Here is a 14,939-nt window from a genome sequence, read left to right as displayed (position 1 = left end):
CAGCAACCACCACGGCGCCGCACACGAGACGCGCCGCACCAGGGGGTGACGGGAGGGCACCCCGTGAGCTAGTTTCTAAGCGCTTGCTTAGTGCTACGCACACGCGGAGGGACGCATTCGCATGACGGTCACACCGGAGGAGCTGCGCGAGCGGGTGCGCGCGCTGCTGGCCTCTCACGATCCGGCGGCGACGGACCGCCTGGACTTCCTGCGGGCCAGGTTCGACGCCGGCCTGGCGTGGGTGCACTACCCGGAGGGCCTCGGCGGGCTGGGTGCGCCGCGCACCCAGCAGGGGGTCGTGGACGCCGAACTGACGGCCGCCGGGGCGCCGGACAACGAACCGCGCCGGATCGGCATCGGCCTCGGGATGGCGGCCCCCACCGTCCTCCGGTACGGCACCGAGGAGCAGAAGGCGCACTTCCTGCGCCCGCTGTGGACCGGGGAGGAGGTCTGGTGCCAGCTGTTCAGCGAGCCCGGCGCCGGCTCGGACCTGGCGGGCCTGCGCACCCGCGCGGTGCGCGACGGCGACGGCTGGATCGTCACCGGCCAGAAGGTGTGGACGTCCAACGCCCACAACGCGCGCTGGGCGATCCTGATCGCCCGCACCGACCCGGACGTGCCCAAGCACCAGGGCATCACGTACTTCGTGTGCGACATGACGGACCCGGGCGTCGAGGTGCGGCCGTTGCGGCAGATCACGGGTGAGGCCGAGTTCAACGAGGTCTTCCTCACGGACGTGCGGATCCCCGACGCCCACCGACTCGGCGAGGTCGGTGACGGCTGGCGCGTGGCGCAGACGACGCTGATGAACGAGCGGGTCGCCATCGGCGGCACCGCGCTTCCCCGCGAGGGCGGGATGATCGGCACCGTCACCGCGACGTGGCGGGAGCGGCCCGAGCTGCGCACGCCGGACCTGCACGACCGGCTGCTGCGGCTGTGGGTGGACGCCGAGGTCACCCGCCTCACGGGCGAACGGCTGCGCCAGCAGCTCGCCGTGGGCGCCCCGGGCCCCGAGGGCTCGGGCATGAAGCTGGCGTTCGCCTCGCTCAACCAGCACATCAGCGGTCTGGAGGTCGAGCTGCTGGGCGAGGACGGGCTGCGGTACGGCGACTGGACGATGAGCCGCCCGGAGATCGTCGACTTCTACGGCCGCGACGCCGGTTACCGCTATCTGCGGGCCAAGGGCAACTCGATCGAGGGCGGCACGTCCGAGATCCTCCGCAACATCATCTCCGAGCGCGTCCTCGGCCTGCCCTCCGAGCCCCGTACGGACAAGGACGTCCCCTGGAAGGACCTGCCGCGATGAGCTCCGACCTGCTCTACTCCGACGTCGAGAACGACCTGCGCGCCGCGGTGCGCGGTCTGCTCACCGACCGGTGCGCACCGGCGGACGTCCTGGCGCGCTGCGAGGGCGACGCGCCGTACGACGCGGCGCTGTGGCGGACCCTGGCCCGGGAGGTGGGGGTCGCGGGGCTGCTGGTGCCGGAGAAGCTCGGCGGCCAGGGCGCCTCCGCGCGGGAGGCCGCGGTCGTTCTGGAGGAGCTGGGGGCCTTCGTGGCGCCCGTGCCCTTCCTGGGCAGCGCCGTGCTGGCCACCGCGGCCCTGCTGGCGGCCGGCACCGCGGAGGCCGACGCCGTCGTGACGCGCCTCGCGGAGGGCGAGCAGACGGCCGCCCTGGCCGTGCCGCTGCCCACGGCGCCGGGCGCGGACGTCTCCCAGGGGGTACGGGCCGACGCGGACGGCGTCCTCGCCGGGCGCGTGACCAGCGTCGCCGACGCGACCGCCGCGGACGTGCTGATCGTGCCCGGGAACGGTCCGGACGGGCCCGGGCTCTACGAGGTGCGCACCGACGCGCCCGGGGTCGCCCTGTCCGTACCGGTGCCGCTCGACCTGACCCGGCCGATCGCGGACGTCTCCTTCGACGGGGCGGCGGCCCGCCGGCTCGCCGGGCCCGGGACCGCCGCGGCGGCCGTGGAACGGGCCCTGCTGACGGGGGCGGGGCTGCTGGCCTCCGAGCAACTGGGCCTGGCCCAGTGGTGCCTGGACGAGACGGTGGCGTACCTGAAGGAGCGTCACCAGTTCGGCCGGGTCGTGGGCTCCTTCCAGTCCCTCAAGCACCGGCTCGCGGACCTGTGGCTCGAGGTCGTCCAGTCCCGCGCCGCCGCGCGCAACGCAGCCGACGCGCTCGCGGGCGACAGCGCGGACGCCCCGGTCGCGGTGGCCGTGGCGCAGTCGTTCTGCGCGCCGGTCGCCGTGCGGGCCGCCGAGGAGTGCGTCCAACTGCACGGCGGCATCGGCATGACCTGGGAGCACCCGGCCCACCTGCGGCTGAAGCGCGCCAAGGCCGACGAGATCGCCCTGGGCACGCCCGGCCGCCACCGGGCGGCCCTCGCCGCCCTGGTGGACCTGCCGGCCGCGGCGGGCTGAGTCAGTCCCGGGGGCGGCCGGTCGCCACCGCGTAGAACGCGACCGCGGCGGCCGCCCCCACGTTCAGGGAGTCCACCCCGTGCGCCATGGGGATGCGCACCCACTCGTCGGCGGCGACCAGGGCGCGGGTCGACAGGCCGTCGCCCTCGGCGCCGAGCATCAGCGCCGCGCGTTCCAGGCGGTGCGGGGCGGCCTCGTCGATGTCGGTCGCCTTCTCGTCGGGGGTCAGCGCGAGCAGCTTGAAGCCCGCCTCCCGGACCGCCTCCAGGTCCCGGGGCCAGCTCTCCAGCCGGGCGTACGGGACGGAGAAGACGGCGCCCATCGAGACCTTGACCGACCTGCGGTACAGCGGGTCGGCGCAGTCCGGGGAGAGCAGGACGGCGTCCATGCCGAGGGCGGCGGCGCTGCGGAAGATGGCGCCGATGTTGGTGTGGTCGTTGACCGACTCCATGACGACGATCCGCCGCGCGTCGCCCAGCAGGGCCGCCGCGTCGGGCAGTTGCCTGCGCTGCATCGAGGCGAGGGCCCCGCGGTGCACGTGGTAGCCGGTCACCTGCTCGGCGAGTTCCGGGCTGACCGCGTAGACCGGCGCCGGGACCTCGTCGATGACGTCCCGCATGACGTCGACCCACTTGGCGGACAGCAGCATGGAGCGCATGCGGTAACCGGCCTGCCGGGCGCGCCGGATGACCTTCTCGCCCTCCGCGATGAACAGCCCCTCGGCCGGCTCGCGGCGTCGGCGCAGCTCCACGTCGGTCAGCGACGTGTAGTCGTGCAGACGCGGGTCGTCGGGATCGTCGATGGTGATGAGCTCAGCCACAGGGTGATACTGCCTTGTCCGAAGTGCGGTGCCAACGGCACCGACGTCACTGGTTACCGCCGGTTACGCGATCGCCCACGGCGACGACCTCGCCGATGACGATCACCGCGGGCGGCCGGATGCCCTCCTGCGCCACCCGCTCCCCCACCGTCGCGAGCGTCGCGTCGACCCGGCGCTGGGCCGCCGTCGTGCCCTCCTGGATCACCGCGACGGGGGTGTCCGCGCCCCGGCCGTGCTCCACGAGCGCCGCCGCGATCGAGCCGATCCGCTCCACGGCCATCAGCAGCACCAGCGTTCCGCGCAGCCGGGCGAGGGCCGCCCAGTCCACGAGCGAGCGCGGGTCCTCCGGGGCCACATGGCCGCTGACCACGGTGAACTCGTGCGCCACGCCCCGGTGCGTGACCGGGATGCCGGCGGCGGCCGGGACGCTGATGGAGCTGGAGATCCCCGGCACGACGGTGCACGGGATGCCCGCCTCCGCGAGCGCCTCCGCCTCCTCCATGCCGCGCCCGAACACGTACGGGTCCCCGCCCTTGAGCCGCACGACCGCCTTGCCGGCCTTCGCGTGCTCGATGAGCGCCGCGTTGATCGCCTCCTGGGCCATCGCCCGGCCGTACGGGATCTTCGCGGCGTCGATCACCTCGACGTGCGGCGGCAGTTCGTCGAGCAGGTCGCGGGGGCCGAGCCGGTCGGCGATGACGACGTCCGCCTCCGCGAGCAGCCGGCGGCCGCGCACCGTGATCAGGTCCGGGTCACCCGGGCCGCCGCCGACCAGCGCCACGCCCGGGGTCCTCCCCCGGTGCTGCGGCGCGGCGAGCGAACCGTCGCGCAGGCCCTCCACGATCGCGTCCCGCACGGCCGCGGAACGCCGCGGGTCCCGGCCCGTGAGGACGGCGACGGTCACGCCCTCCGTACGGCCGGTCGCCGGCGTCCACGCGGTCGCCGCCTCGGCGTCGTCGCTGCGGACGCACCACACGCGGCGCTCCTCCGCCTCCGCGGAGGCCGCGGCGTTCGCCTCGGGGTCGGTGGTGGCGATGAGCGCGTACCAGGCGTCGGCCAGGTCGCCCGGCCGGTAACGGCGGCGCTCCCAGCGGATCTCGCCCGCGGCGGCCATCGCGTCGACGGACGGCGTCGCGGACGGGGAGACCAGGACGACCTCGGCGCCGGCCGCGACCAGCGGGGGCAGCCTGCGCTGGGCGACCTGGCCACCGCCGAGGACGACCACGCGGCGGCCCGTGAGGCGCAGTCCGACGGGGTAGGCGGGTGCGTCGTTGCGGTCCTCGGCGGCAGTCATGGCGGTGCGGCTCCTCGGGTGTGCCTTGCGGCGCGACGGGGGGTGGGGTTGCGGGGGTGCGGGGGTGCGGGGCGACCCTGCCCCGCCCCAACCCTACGGTGCGGGGTGGCTGCGCCGCAGCGCCCAAGATCACACCTGCGGTGCGCTTGCCGTTGTTGTCGTGTGCGGGTTGTTTGCGCCTGCGGCGGGCATCCCCCGCCCGCCCGCCCGATTGCCCGGCGCGGTTGGTGCGGGCCTGCGCGCGTGCATGGTGGGCCGGGGGCGGGGCCTCCGGGGCTGGGCATTCTGGACCGCATATTTATGTGCATGGCGGGCGGCACTTGTTGTGCCGTCTGTGCCGCACAACAAATACACGTCAGCGTCCAGAACGCCCACCCCTACGACCCCGCCCCCTCCGTATCGAGCGGCGACCAACGGCCGGTGGGGGGTGAGAAGGCGGTCCGGGGTTGCCGCAAGTGCCTTACTCACCCCCACCGGCCGTCAGTCGCCCATACGACGGGAGGGGGTGCGGCGGGGTGCCGCCGCAGGGGACGAGCGGGGGACTCGGCGCCGAACGATGTAGGGCCAAACCGCGAGCCCCGAGGTGGGGGTCCCCCCGGCCGAAGGATGGGGGGAGGGCGGGTGGTGGGGGATGCCCGCCGCAGGCGCAAACAACCCGCACACACCCACCGGGCCGCAAGGGACACCCCACGCCCACCACGACCGCCCGGGTCAGGACTTCTCGGTGACCCCCGCAGAGTCGAACGTCGCCACCTCGTGCATCGCCCGCGCAGCACTCTGCACCAGCGGCAGCGCCAGCAGCGCGCCGGTGCCCTCGCCGAGGCGCAGGTCGAGTTCGACGAGCGGGCGCAGGCCCAGCTTGGTCAGCGCCGCGCGGTGGCCGGGCTCCGCGCTGCGGTGGCCGGCGATGCAGGCCGCGAGGACCTCGGGGGCGATGGCGCGGGCCACCAGGGCGGCCGCGCCCGCGCTGACGCCGTCGAGGATGACCGGGGTCCGCAGGGACGCGGCGCCGAGCAGCAGGCCCACCATGGCCGCGTGCTCGAGGCCGCCGATCGCCGCGAGGACCTCGATCGGGTCGGACGGGTCGGGCTGGTGGAGTTCGAGGGCGCGCCGCACGACGTCGATCTTGCGGGCGTGCATCTCGTCGTTGATGCCGGTGCCGCGTCCGGTGACCTCCGCCGGGTCGACCCCGGTGTAGACGGAGATCAGGGCCGCGGAGACGGTGGTGTTGGCGACCCCCATCTCCCCGGTGAGCAGCGCCTTGTTGCCCGCGGCGACGAGGTCTCGGGCGGTCTCGATGCCGACCTCGATCGCGCGCAGTGCCTCCTCGCGCGACATGGCGGGCCCGGCCGTCATGTCGGCGGTGCCGGGCCGGACCTTGCGGGGCAGCAGACCGGGGGTGCTGGGCAGGTCGGAGGCGACGCCGACGTCCACCACGCACACCTCGGCGCCCACCTGGTGGGCGAAGGCGTTGCACACGGCCCCGCCGCCGAGGAAGTTGGCGACCATCTGGCCGGTGACCTCCTGGGGCCAGGCGGTGACGCCCTGGGCGTGCACCCCGTGGTCCCCGGCGAAGATCGCGACGGCCGCGGGCTCCGGGATGGGCGGCGGGCACTGCCGGGACAGGCCGCTGAGCTGCGCGGAGATGATCTCCAGCATGCCGAGCGCGCCGGCCGGCTTGGTCATCCGCTTCTGCCGCTCCCAGGCCTCGCCGAGCGCCTTCGCGTCGAGCGGGCGGATGCCGCGGAGGGTCTCCTCCAGGAGGTTGTGCGGCTCCGCGCCGGGCAGGGCCCGGTTGCCGTACTCCTCCTCGTGGACGACCCAGGCCAGCGGGCGCCGCTTGGACCAGCCGGACTGCACCAGTTCGGGGTCCTCGGGGAACTCGTCGACGTAGCCGACGCAGAGGTACGCGACGACCTCGAGGTGCTCGGGGAGCCCGAGTTCGCGGACCATCTCGCGCTCGTCGAAGAAGCTGACCCAGCCGACGCCGAGGCCCTCGGCGCGCGCGGCGAGCCAGAGGTTCTCCACGGCGAGCGCCGACGAGTACGGGGCCATCTGCGGCTGGGTGTAACGCCCCAGCGTGTGGCGGCCGCCGCGGGTGGGGTCGGCGGTGACGACGATGTTGACCGGGGTGTCGAGGATCGCCTCGATCTTCAGCTCGCGGAACTGCTTGGCGCGGCCCTTGGGGAGGGACTTGGCGTACGCCTCGCGCTGCTGCATGGCGAGCTCGTGCATGCGCTCCCGGGTCTTGGCGGAGCGGATGACGACGAAGTCCCACGGCTGGGAGTGGCCGACGCTCGGCGCGGTGTGCGCCGCCTCCAGCACGCGGATCAGCACCTCGTGCGGGATCGGGTCCTTGCGGAAGCCGTTGCGGATGTCCCGGCGCTCGCGGATGACGCGGTGCACGGCGTCCCGTACGGCGGGGTCGTAGCCCTCGGCGGCGGGCAGCAGCAGCTCCGGGTCCTCCTCCTCGTCGGCCTCCGGCGCCTCGGACGCCTGGGGCTCCTCGGGTGCCAGGTCCGCCTCGTGCTGCGGCTCGGCGACGGTGACCGGGGTCTCCTCCTGCACGACCGCGGCGGGTGCGGGCTCGGCGACCGGCTCGACGGCGACGGGCGCCTCCGGCTCCACGGCGGGCACGGGCTCGGGCTCGGGCTCCACCACGGCCTCGACGACCGGCTCCGGCTCCGGCACGACGGCGACCGGCTCGGGCTCGGGCACCACGACCGGCTCGGGCACCACGACGGCTTCGGGCACCACGACCGGCTCGGGCACCTCCGGTACGACCGGTGCCACGGGCACCTCGGCGGCGGGCTCCATGCCGAACGGCAGCGGCTCGTCCGGGGTTTCCAGCGGCGACGCGGGGGCGGCCACCGGCTCGGGTTCCGGGGCGGGAGCGGGCGCGGGCACGACGGCCTCCGGCACCGGGGCCGTCCAGGTCTCGCCGGACGCGGGGGCCGGCACCGGCGCCTGGGTCTCGGCGGGGGCCTCGTCGCGGGGGATGTCCAGGTACTCCGGTCCGATGGTGGGCGGCCCGGACTGGGACATGGGCGCCGGCACCGGCTGCGGCGCGGGCGGCGGCGTGGCCGGGCCGCGGTCGGCCAGGGAGCGCACGATGCCGCCGCCGTTGGACGGGTCCGGGATCGGGGGGCCCATGTGCAGCGGGCGCCGCGGCGGTACGGGAGCGGCCTCCTGCAGCTGCGCCTGCGCGGGCACATGGGGCTGCGGGGCCGGCTCGGCCGCCCGGATCTGGACGGCCTCCTCCGCGGGCCCGGGCTGGGCGACGGGCTCCGCGGCCACGGGCACGGCCTGCTCCGGCACCGCGTGCTCGATCACGAACGGGGCGGGCTGCGGCGGCACGGCCTGCTCGGCCGGGATCGGTTCCGGGGCCGGCATGCCCGGTGCGAGCGGCAGCTCCGTGCGGACGGCGGAGTAGTCGAGGGAGACGGAGTCGCGGCCGCCGCTCTCGTGGGCGTCGTGCTCGATGCCCGCGGGCGCCACCGGGACCCCGTGCGGGGTGTGCTCGACCGGCACGGGGGTGGGGGCGGGGGCCTGCGCCGGGACCGGAGCGGCCGGGGTCACGGGAGCGGGCGCCGGGACGGGTACGGCGACCGGGGTCGGCTGCGGCGGCACGGGCTGCGGGTCGCCCCAGGACCCCTGCAGACCGGGCATCAGCAGCATCTCCTCTTCCTCCTCCGCCGGCACCGGGCCGGACGGCTGGTCGAGGTAGTGGTACTCGGGAGGAACCGGCGCGGTGAGCGGATCGACGTCCCACGAGGGGACGGACTGCTGCTGCGCGCCACTGCCGGGAAGGTCGGCGTGCGGCTGCAGAACCGCTTCTTCGCCTGCGTTCTCCGGCAGTCCCTCACCCGGGACCTGGCCGGTGTCAGTCATGCGTGCCCCTCGCCCATCGGTTTCGCTCCTTCCATCGCTGCGCCGAGCACACTGCCCACAGAGAGAACGAGCGTGGGCGGCAACCGGCACGACGACGGCGATTGACCGGTACTGACCATTACTGATCAGCCCTCACGCGACGTCAATGCGCGACAACGGCACAGCGGTCCGTCAGCCTACCGTGCGTGTGCCCGCGCGTGCTCAGGGGGGTTCACCTCAAACCGGTGCCAATGCGGGCGCAACCCACTGGCTCACCTGCGGTGTCCGAGGAGCGCGAAGACCACCGTGCGCTCCCGCTCGGACCACTCGTCGTCCAGCTCGACTGCCTGCAACAACGTGCGTTCCACGGTGTATCCGCCCTCGTCCAGGGCGCGGCTGACGGCTTCGGCCTCGTCCCGGTTCGCGGCGCTCGCGGCGATTCGCTCCGGCCGGCGCGCGGCGCAGGCGGCGACGACCTCCGGTCCGCCGCCTCCGATGCGCACGATGTCCGGTTCCGGAAGGTCCTCCAGCACGTGCGGGGCCTGGCCGTGGACGACCCGGACCTGCACCCCGAAGTCCCGTGCGGTGTCCTCGATCCGGTCGCACGCCGCGGCGTCGGCCTCCACCGCGATGACGGCCGCGCCGAACCGCGCCGCCTCCACGGCGACGGCCCCGCCGCCGGCGCCGATGTCCCAGAGCAGGTCTCCGGCCCGCGGCCCGAGCCGGGCCAGTTGCAGGGCGCGCAGCTGCGCCGGGCCGTCCCCGGGCACGTACCGCTCGGCGGGCAGCGCCCAGCCCCGTACGCGGTCGGACGAGTCGGGGTCCCCGCCGGCGAGCCAGCCGGCCTGCGCGGCGGCGGCCGGAACCGGAACATGGGCGGGGGCGGCGGCCGGGGCGGCACCGACGACGAGGACGACGTTGGGGTCCCGCCAGGTGTGGTCGGCCACCTTGTCGGAGGTGAGCACGGTGACCTGCTCGTGCTCGGTGCCGAGGGCCTCGCAGATCACGAAGGTGCGGTGCTCGTCGCCGAGCAGCAGGGCGAGTTCGGCCGGCCCGGCGCCGGGGGTCGTGAGCACGGCGACCTTGGGGTGGGCGCGGCAGACGTTGACGGCCCGCCGCAGGGTGCGGGTGTGCGCGACGACCACCCGGGCGTCGTCCCAGGGCATCCCGGCCCGGGCGAAGGCCTGGGCGACCGAGGAGACGCCGGGGACGACCTCGACCTCCAGCCCGTACTCGGGGGTGCGCAGGGCGCGGACGACGCCGAAGAAGCCGGGGTCGCCGTCGGCGAGGACGACAGCGGTGCCGCGGTGCCGCGCGATGCGGCGGGCGGCCAGGTCGATGCTGCCCAGTACGATCCGCTCGGCGTCCTCCGGCACGAACGGCAGTGCCAGGTGGTGCCGGGTCCCGGCCACCAGGGTGGCGGCCGACAGCGCGGAGCGCGCTGCCTCGCCCGGTGGTGAGCCGTCCCACCCGATCACGGTGACGCGGTCGGCCATCGTCGTCCTGCCTCCTGGGCGCGTCGCGGTGTGGTGCCCGGGGGTGAGGTGATCCCGGGGTGTGCACAGTACCCCGGCCAGGATCTTGCGCTAGCGGGTGCTCACTGCCAGTCGGCGTACGCCGCGTAGTCGGAGCCGTCGGCGGACTCCTCCGCGAGGCCGTCGAGGTCCTCCGGGAGCAGGCTCCAGACGATCAGGTCGGTGCGGATCTCCTCCCAGCGGCCGCCCTCCGTCTGCGTGCGGACCAGGCCGGCGTTGCGGAGCACGCCCTCGCTGATGCAGCCGATCTTCTGCGCGACCTGCTGCGAGGCGGCGTTGTCGGCGGCGGTGCGCAGCTCCAGGCGCTCGAACTTCTGGTCGTCGAAGAGCCACTGGGCGGTGGCCTGGACGGCCTCCGCGGCGTACCCCTCACCGCGCGCCCAGGGGGCGATCATGTAGCCCGCCTCGCTGCTGCGGATGCGCCAGTCGGTGCGCTGCAGGTGGACGGTGCCGACCAGCCGCTGGGTGAGGAACTCGGTGACGGCGAGCACGATGCCGCGGCCTTCCGCGCGCTCGGCGGGGGCGAACCCGGCGATGAAGGAGCGGGCCTCCGCCTCGGTGTAGGGATACGGCACGGAGGTCCAGGCGATCACGGACTCGTCGTTCATCATCTCCGCCAGGGCGGGGATGTCGGACTCCTCGTAGGCGCGCAGCACCAGCCGCTCCGTACTGATCGAGATCTCCGGGAAGCTGGTCATTCGACGCTCCGTAGCCAGGGCATGTGTGAAGTGCACAGCATGCAACATCCACCGGGTCACCGCAGGACCGGGTCGGCGCGGGGGCCTGCGCGGCCGTCGCCCCAGCGTACGTGCAACCATCCGCACGACGGGAGCAGTTGGTGTGCTGTTCCCCGGCTTTTCCGCAGGTCCGCTACGCCTGTGGTCATACGGTCCTGCTACCGTCTGCCCGCGTGACGGTGCACCACGCAGCAGGAGTCGGATATCAGCGGGCCGCGGGTGTGTACGAGCGGTCGCGACCCTCGTACCCCATGGCGGCCCTGGCCGAGTTGGCGGACGCGCTGCCCCTCGAGGCGGGCCGCACGGTGGTCGACCTGGGCGCCGGCACCGGCAAGTTCACCCGTCTGCTGGCGCTGACCGGCGCCGAGGTGATCGCGGTCGAGCCGGTGACGGAGATGCGGGAGCGGCTGGCGGAGCTGCTGCCGGGGGTGCGGGTGTCGGCCGGGACGGCCGAGGCCACGGGCCTGCCGGACGGGTGCGCGGACGCGGTGGTGGCCGCGCAGTCCTGGCACTGGTTCCAGGAGGAGGAGGCCCTGGCGGAGGTCGAGCGTCTGCTGCGGCCGGGCGGTTCGCTGGCACTGGTGTGGAACACCTACGACACCTCGGTCCCCTGGGTCCGGGACTACCAGGACATCGTCTTCCGGCTCGCGCCGCGTGACCTGCCGAGCCCTCTGGACGACGGCTGGCGCAAGGCCTTCACCGGCCGCCGGGGCTGGTCACGGGTGCACGAGCGGCACTGGCCGAACCTGCACTCCACGACGGTCTCGGACGTGGTGGAGCGGATGACGTCCTCCAGCCACATCGCGGTGATGGACCCGGCGGAGCAGGAGCGGGTGCTGGCCGAGGTGGAGGCGGTGCTGGCCGGGCACGACGCCACGCGCGGCAAGGACGCCGTGGACATGCCCTACACGACGGACGTGTACTGGGTGCGGCGGCGCTGACCTCGCGGGTCTGTCGGTGGCGCCGTGTTGAATGGGCGCATGGACGCGGACCGGATGAGGGGCTTCTGCCTCGGTTTCAGCGGCGCGGTGGAGGAGAACCCCTTCCCGCGCGACCCGGAGGTGACCGTCTTCAAGGTCGGCGGGAGGATCTTCGCGATCAGCGCGCTGGGGGGCGAGCCGCTGAAGGTGAGCCTGAAGTGCGAGCCCGACCTCGCGGTGCGGCTGCGGGCGGAGCATGCGGCGGTCGCGCCCGGTTGGCACCTGAACAAGCGCCACTGGAACACGGTGACGCTGGACGGCTCGCTGCCCGACGCGTTGGTGTGCGAGCTGGTCGAGGACTCGTACGACCTGGTCGTGGCAGGGCTGCCGCGCGCGCAGCAGCTGCGGCTGGACTGGCCGGGGGCGGCGGGGAGCGGGGCGCGGTGAACGCGCTGCCCGCCCCCCGCCCGGGCCCGGCGGGTCAGAAGGAGGGGATGACGGAGCCGGCGTACTTGTCCTCGATGAACTTCTTCACCTCGGGCGAGGTGAGCAGCTTCTTGAGCTTCAGCACGCGCGGGTCCTTCTCGTCGCCCTCCTTGACGGCGAGGAAGTTGCCGTAGGGGTTGTTGTCGGCGGACTCCAGCACCAGGGCGTCCTCGGCGGGCTTGAGGCCCGCGGAGATGGCGTAGTTGCCGTTGATGACGGCGGCGTCGACGTCCTGCAGGGAGCGCGGCAGCTGGGCGGCCTCCAGCTCCTTGAACTTCAGGTTCTTGGGGTTGGCGGTGATGTCGGCGGGGGTGGCCTCGTTACCGACGCCCTCCTTGAGGGTGATCAGGCCGTTGGCGGCGAGCAGCTTGAGGCCGCGGGCCTCGTTCACCGCGTCGTTGGCGACGGCTATCGTGGCGCCGTTCTTGATCGCGTCGGCCGACTTCAGCTTGTCGGAGTACAGGCCCAGCGGCTCCAGGTGCACCGTGACGACGGGCACGATGTGGGTGCCCTTCTTCTTGTTGAAGTCGTCCAGGTAGGGCTGGTTCTGGAAGTAGTTGGCGTCGACGGAGCCGTCCTCGGTGGCGGTGTTCGGCGTCACGTAGTCGCTGAACTCCTTCACCTCGAGCTTGAGCCCGGCCTTGGCCGCCAGGTTGTCCTTGACGAAGTTGAGGATCTCCGCGTGCGGGACGGGGCTCGCGGCGACGACGAGCGGGTCGCTCGCGCTGTCCTTCTTCGAGCCGGAGTCCGCGCCGCAGGCGGTCAGGCCGAGGGTGAGGCCGGCGGCGGCGAGGACGGCGGTCGTGATCTTGATGCTGGTACGCACGAAAAGTGCCTTTCTGGAACGGTGTTGCGTTGCGGTGTCAGGAGGCTTCGGGGGTCGCGGCCGGGCGCAGCAGGCGCAGCCGGGGCGTGGTGGAGGTGCGGCCGCGGTGCGAGGCGCCGCGGGCGGCGAGGTCGCCGGCGAGCTGGACGGCGGTCACGATGACGATCAGCACGCCGATCGTGACGAGCATCAGGGAGGTCTCGAAACGCTGGTAGCCGTAGCGGATGGCGAGGTCGCCGAGGCCGCCGCCGCCGATGGTGCCGGCCATGGCGGAGTAGCCGATGAGCGCGATCACCGTGGTGGTGAGCCCGGCGATCAGGGAGGGCAGCGACTCGGGCAGCAGGGCCTTGCGGACGACGGTCCAGGTGCTGCCGCCCATGGCCTGGACGGCCTCGACGAGTCCGTCGTCGACCTCGCGGACGGCAGTCTCCACCAGTCGCGCGAGGAACGGGATGGCGCCGATGGAGAGCGGGACGACCATGGCCTCGGCGCCGATGGTGGTGCCGATCACCCAGCGGGTGAAGGGCAGCACCGAGATCATCAGGATGAGGAAGGGCAGCGAGCGGCCGAGGTTCACGACCACGCCGACGACCTTGTTGACCGTGGCGTTGCGCAGCAGTCCGCCGCGGTCGGTCAGCACCAGCAGGACGCCCAGCGGGAGTCCCCCGGCCACCGCGATCAGGGTGGACCAGCCGACCATGATCAGGGTTTCCCAACAGGCCTGCGACAGCAGCGGCTGCATCTGCGACCAGCTCACTTCGCGCCCTCCTTGACCAGCTCGTCCCCGCCGACCGGGGCGACGTCGACCTGGAGGCCCTTCTCGCGGAGGAAGCCGATCGGCACCACGTTGTCCTCGAAGGCGCCGGGCAGCTCGATCCGCATCCGGCCGACCTGGCGGCCGCCGATGGTCTCCAGGGCGGCGCCGAGCACGGAGATGTCGATGTTGTAGGTGCGGGAGAGCTGGGAGATGACGGGCTCGGTGGCGGCCTCACCGTGGAAGGTGAGGTCGACCACGGTGCGGCCGGCACCGGACGGCTCGCCGCCGACCGGGAAGAGTTCGTGGGCCAGTTCGGAGCCGGGCGTGGCGAGCAGGTCGGTGACCTTGCCGGATTCCACGATGCGGCCTCCCTTCATCAGCGCGGCGGAGTCGCAGATGGCCTTGACCACGTCCATCTCGTGGGTGATGAGCAGGATGGTCAGGCCGAGCTGCTGGTTGAGTTCGCGCAGCAGCTGCAGGATGGAGCGGGTCGTCTCGGGGTCGAGCGCCGAGGTGGCCTCGTCGGAGAGCAGCACCTTGGGGTCGCCGGCCAGGGCGCGGGCGATGCCGACGCGCTGCTTCTGGCCGCCGGACAGCTGCGCCGGGAAGGCGCGGGCCTTGTCGGCGAGGCCGACCAGGTCGAGCAGTTCGAGGGCCTTGCGGCGGCGCTCACGGCCGGAGACGCCGAGGATCTCCAGCGGCAGCTCGACGTTGTCCCGGACGGTGCGCGAGGACAGCAGGTTGAAGTGCTGGAAGACCATGCCGATGCCCGTGCGGGCGGTCCGCAACGCGGAGCCCGCCCGGTCGGAGCGGCCGGCGAGCGCGGTCAGGTCCCGGCCGGCCACCTCGACGGTGCCCGACGTGGGCCGCTCCAGCAGGTTGACGCAGCGGATGAGCGTGCTCTTGCCGGCGCCGCTGCGACCGACGACGCCGTACACCTCACCCTCGCGGACGTGCAGATCGACGCCGTCGAGGGCCACCGTCTCCCGGTCACGGGAACGGTAGACCTTGGTCAGGCCCGTTGTGGTGATCACTGGATTTCCGTCACTGTCGAGTGCGCGGCGGACGAAAGCCGCACACGGGGCGTATGGACCGCGGACATGGCATGGCTGCGCCCCTCGGGGGGCGTGCGGGAAAGGTCAGCAGTGGGTGCCGGGCGGCTGGGGGTCGTGCGCCAGCCGGCAGCGGCGGAACGTCTGCTGCAGTTCCAGGTCCATGGGGAGGTGCGATCCGTGGCAGGAGGGGCGGGTCTCGCTTCGGGGCGCGA

Annotated in this window: 12 protein-coding genes; 4 read left to right on the top strand and 8 right to left on the bottom strand. The window is 73.7% G+C overall.

Going from position 1 to position 14,939, the window contains the following annotated elements; translation table 11 throughout:
* Positions 1 to 121 precede the first annotated feature (121 nt).
* Both OG937_34095 and OG937_34090 read left to right on the top strand, forming a co-directional pair.
* Positions 122 to 1,306: an acyl-CoA dehydrogenase family protein gene (locus tag OG937_34095; GenBank protein ID WUD76370.1), complete on the top strand. Its 1,185-nt coding sequence runs from the start codon at positions 122 to 124 to the stop codon at positions 1,304 to 1,306.
* The gene (locus OG937_34090) at positions 1,303 to 2,427 is read left to right on the top strand and encodes an acyl-CoA/acyl-ACP dehydrogenase (GenBank protein ID WUD76369.1); all 1,125 of its coding nucleotides are present in this window, start codon (positions 1,303 to 1,305) and stop codon (positions 2,425 to 2,427) included. The genes OG937_34095 and OG937_34090 overlap by 4 nt, the downstream gene beginning before the upstream one ends.
* Before the next feature lies 1 nt (position 2,428).
* On the opposite strand, the gene OG937_34085 is transcribed toward OG937_34090, so the two are convergent.
* The 5 genes from OG937_34085 to OG937_34065 form a co-directional block, all read right to left on the bottom strand.
* Positions 2,429 to 3,247 carry an RNA methyltransferase gene (locus OG937_34085; GenBank protein ID WUD76368.1) on the bottom strand — a complete coding sequence of 273 codons (819 nt, stop codon included), beginning with the start codon at positions 3,245 to 3,247 and terminating at the stop codon, positions 2,429 to 2,431.
* 46 nt (positions 3,248 to 3,293) lie between these two features.
* Positions 3,294 to 4,541, bottom strand: coding sequence for a uroporphyrinogen-III C-methyltransferase (gene cobA, locus OG937_34080; GenBank protein ID WUD76367.1), 1,248 nt, complete (start codon positions 4,539 to 4,541; stop codon positions 3,294 to 3,296).
* Between the two features lie 711 nt (positions 4,542 to 5,252).
* Complete coding sequence (gene cobT, locus OG937_34075; GenBank protein ID WUD76366.1) at positions 5,253 to 8,432, bottom strand: nicotinate-nucleotide--dimethylbenzimidazole phosphoribosyltransferase; 3,180 nt, start codon at positions 8,430 to 8,432, stop codon at positions 5,253 to 5,255.
* Positions 8,433 to 8,683: 251 nt separating this feature from the next.
* Positions 8,684 to 9,907, bottom strand: a complete 1,224-nt coding sequence (gene cbiE, locus OG937_34070; GenBank protein ID WUD76365.1) for a precorrin-6y C5,15-methyltransferase (decarboxylating) subunit CbiE — start codon at positions 9,905 to 9,907, stop codon at positions 8,684 to 8,686.
* A gap of 101 nt (positions 9,908 to 10,008) precedes the next feature.
* A complete protein-coding gene (locus tag OG937_34065; GenBank protein ID WUD76364.1) occupies positions 10,009 to 10,644 on the bottom strand; it encodes a GNAT family N-acetyltransferase in 636 nt (211 codons plus the stop codon).
* 212 nt (positions 10,645 to 10,856) lie between these two features.
* Here OG937_34065 and OG937_34060 point away from each other — a divergent pair, with 212 nt between their 5' ends.
* Together OG937_34060 and OG937_34055 are read left to right on the top strand one after the other, a co-directional pair.
* Positions 10,857 to 11,624 (top strand): class I SAM-dependent methyltransferase, encoded by a 768-nt coding sequence (locus OG937_34060; GenBank protein WUD76363.1) that lies wholly within the window; start codon positions 10,857 to 10,859, stop codon positions 11,622 to 11,624.
* Positions 11,625 to 11,663: 39 nt separating this feature from the next.
* A complete protein-coding gene (locus OG937_34055; protein WUD76362.1) occupies positions 11,664 to 12,050 on the top strand; it encodes an MmcQ/YjbR family DNA-binding protein in 387 nt (128 codons plus the stop codon).
* Positions 12,051 to 12,084: 34 nt separating this feature from the next.
* Here OG937_34055 and OG937_34050 read toward each other — a convergent pair whose 3' ends face one another.
* Genes OG937_34050 through OG937_34040 form a run of 3 tightly spaced genes read right to left on the bottom strand, consistent with a single transcriptional unit; the run spans position 12,085 to position 14,706 of the window.
* Positions 12,085 to 12,915 carry a MetQ/NlpA family ABC transporter substrate-binding protein gene (locus OG937_34050; protein WUD76361.1) on the bottom strand — a complete coding sequence of 277 codons (831 nt, stop codon included), beginning with the start codon at positions 12,913 to 12,915 and terminating at the stop codon, positions 12,085 to 12,087.
* A 37-nt stretch (positions 12,916 to 12,952) separates the two neighbouring features.
* Entirely contained in the window at positions 12,953 to 13,672 is a 720-nt protein-coding gene (locus OG937_34045; GenBank protein ID WUD76360.1) for an ABC transporter permease, read from the bottom strand.
* Complete coding sequence (locus OG937_34040; protein ID WUD76359.1) at positions 13,669 to 14,706, bottom strand: ATP-binding cassette domain-containing protein; 1,038 nt, start codon at positions 14,704 to 14,706, stop codon at positions 13,669 to 13,671. Before OG937_34040 ends, OG937_34045 begins: the two co-directional genes overlap by 4 nt.
* Positions 14,707 to 14,939 lie beyond the last annotated feature (233 nt).

The organism is Streptomyces sp. NBC_00510 (assembly GCA_036013505.1).
In the GTDB taxonomy this organism is placed as follows: Bacteria; Actinomycetota; Actinomycetes; order Streptomycetales; family Streptomycetaceae; genus Actinacidiphila.
This window is presented reverse-complemented; position numbering and strand designations above follow the sequence as displayed.

Bases quoted from the DNA above. Each gene is read 5' to 3' on its own strand.
- OG937_34095 (WUD76370.1), top strand. From the start codon at position 122: ATGACGGTCACACCGGAGGAGCTGCGCGAGCGGGTGCGCGCGCTGCTG.
- OG937_34090 (WUD76369.1), top strand. From the start codon at position 1,303: ATGAGCTCCGACCTGCTCTACTCCGACGTCGAGAACGACCTGCGCGCC.
- cobA (WUD76367.1), bottom strand. From the start codon at position 4,541: ATGACTGCCGCCGAGGACCGCAACGACGCACCCGCCTACCCCGTCGGA.
- cobT (WUD76366.1), bottom strand. From the start codon at position 8,432: ATGACTGACACCGGCCAGGTCCCGGGTGAGGGACTGCCGGAGAACGCA.
- cbiE (WUD76365.1), bottom strand. From the start codon at position 9,907: ATGGCCGACCGCGTCACCGTGATCGGGTGGGACGGCTCACCACCGGGC.
- OG937_34065 (WUD76364.1), bottom strand. From the start codon at position 10,644: ATGACCAGCTTCCCGGAGATCTCGATCAGTACGGAGCGGCTGGTGCTG.
- OG937_34055 (WUD76362.1), top strand. From the start codon at position 11,664: ATGGACGCGGACCGGATGAGGGGCTTCTGCCTCGGTTTCAGCGGCGCG.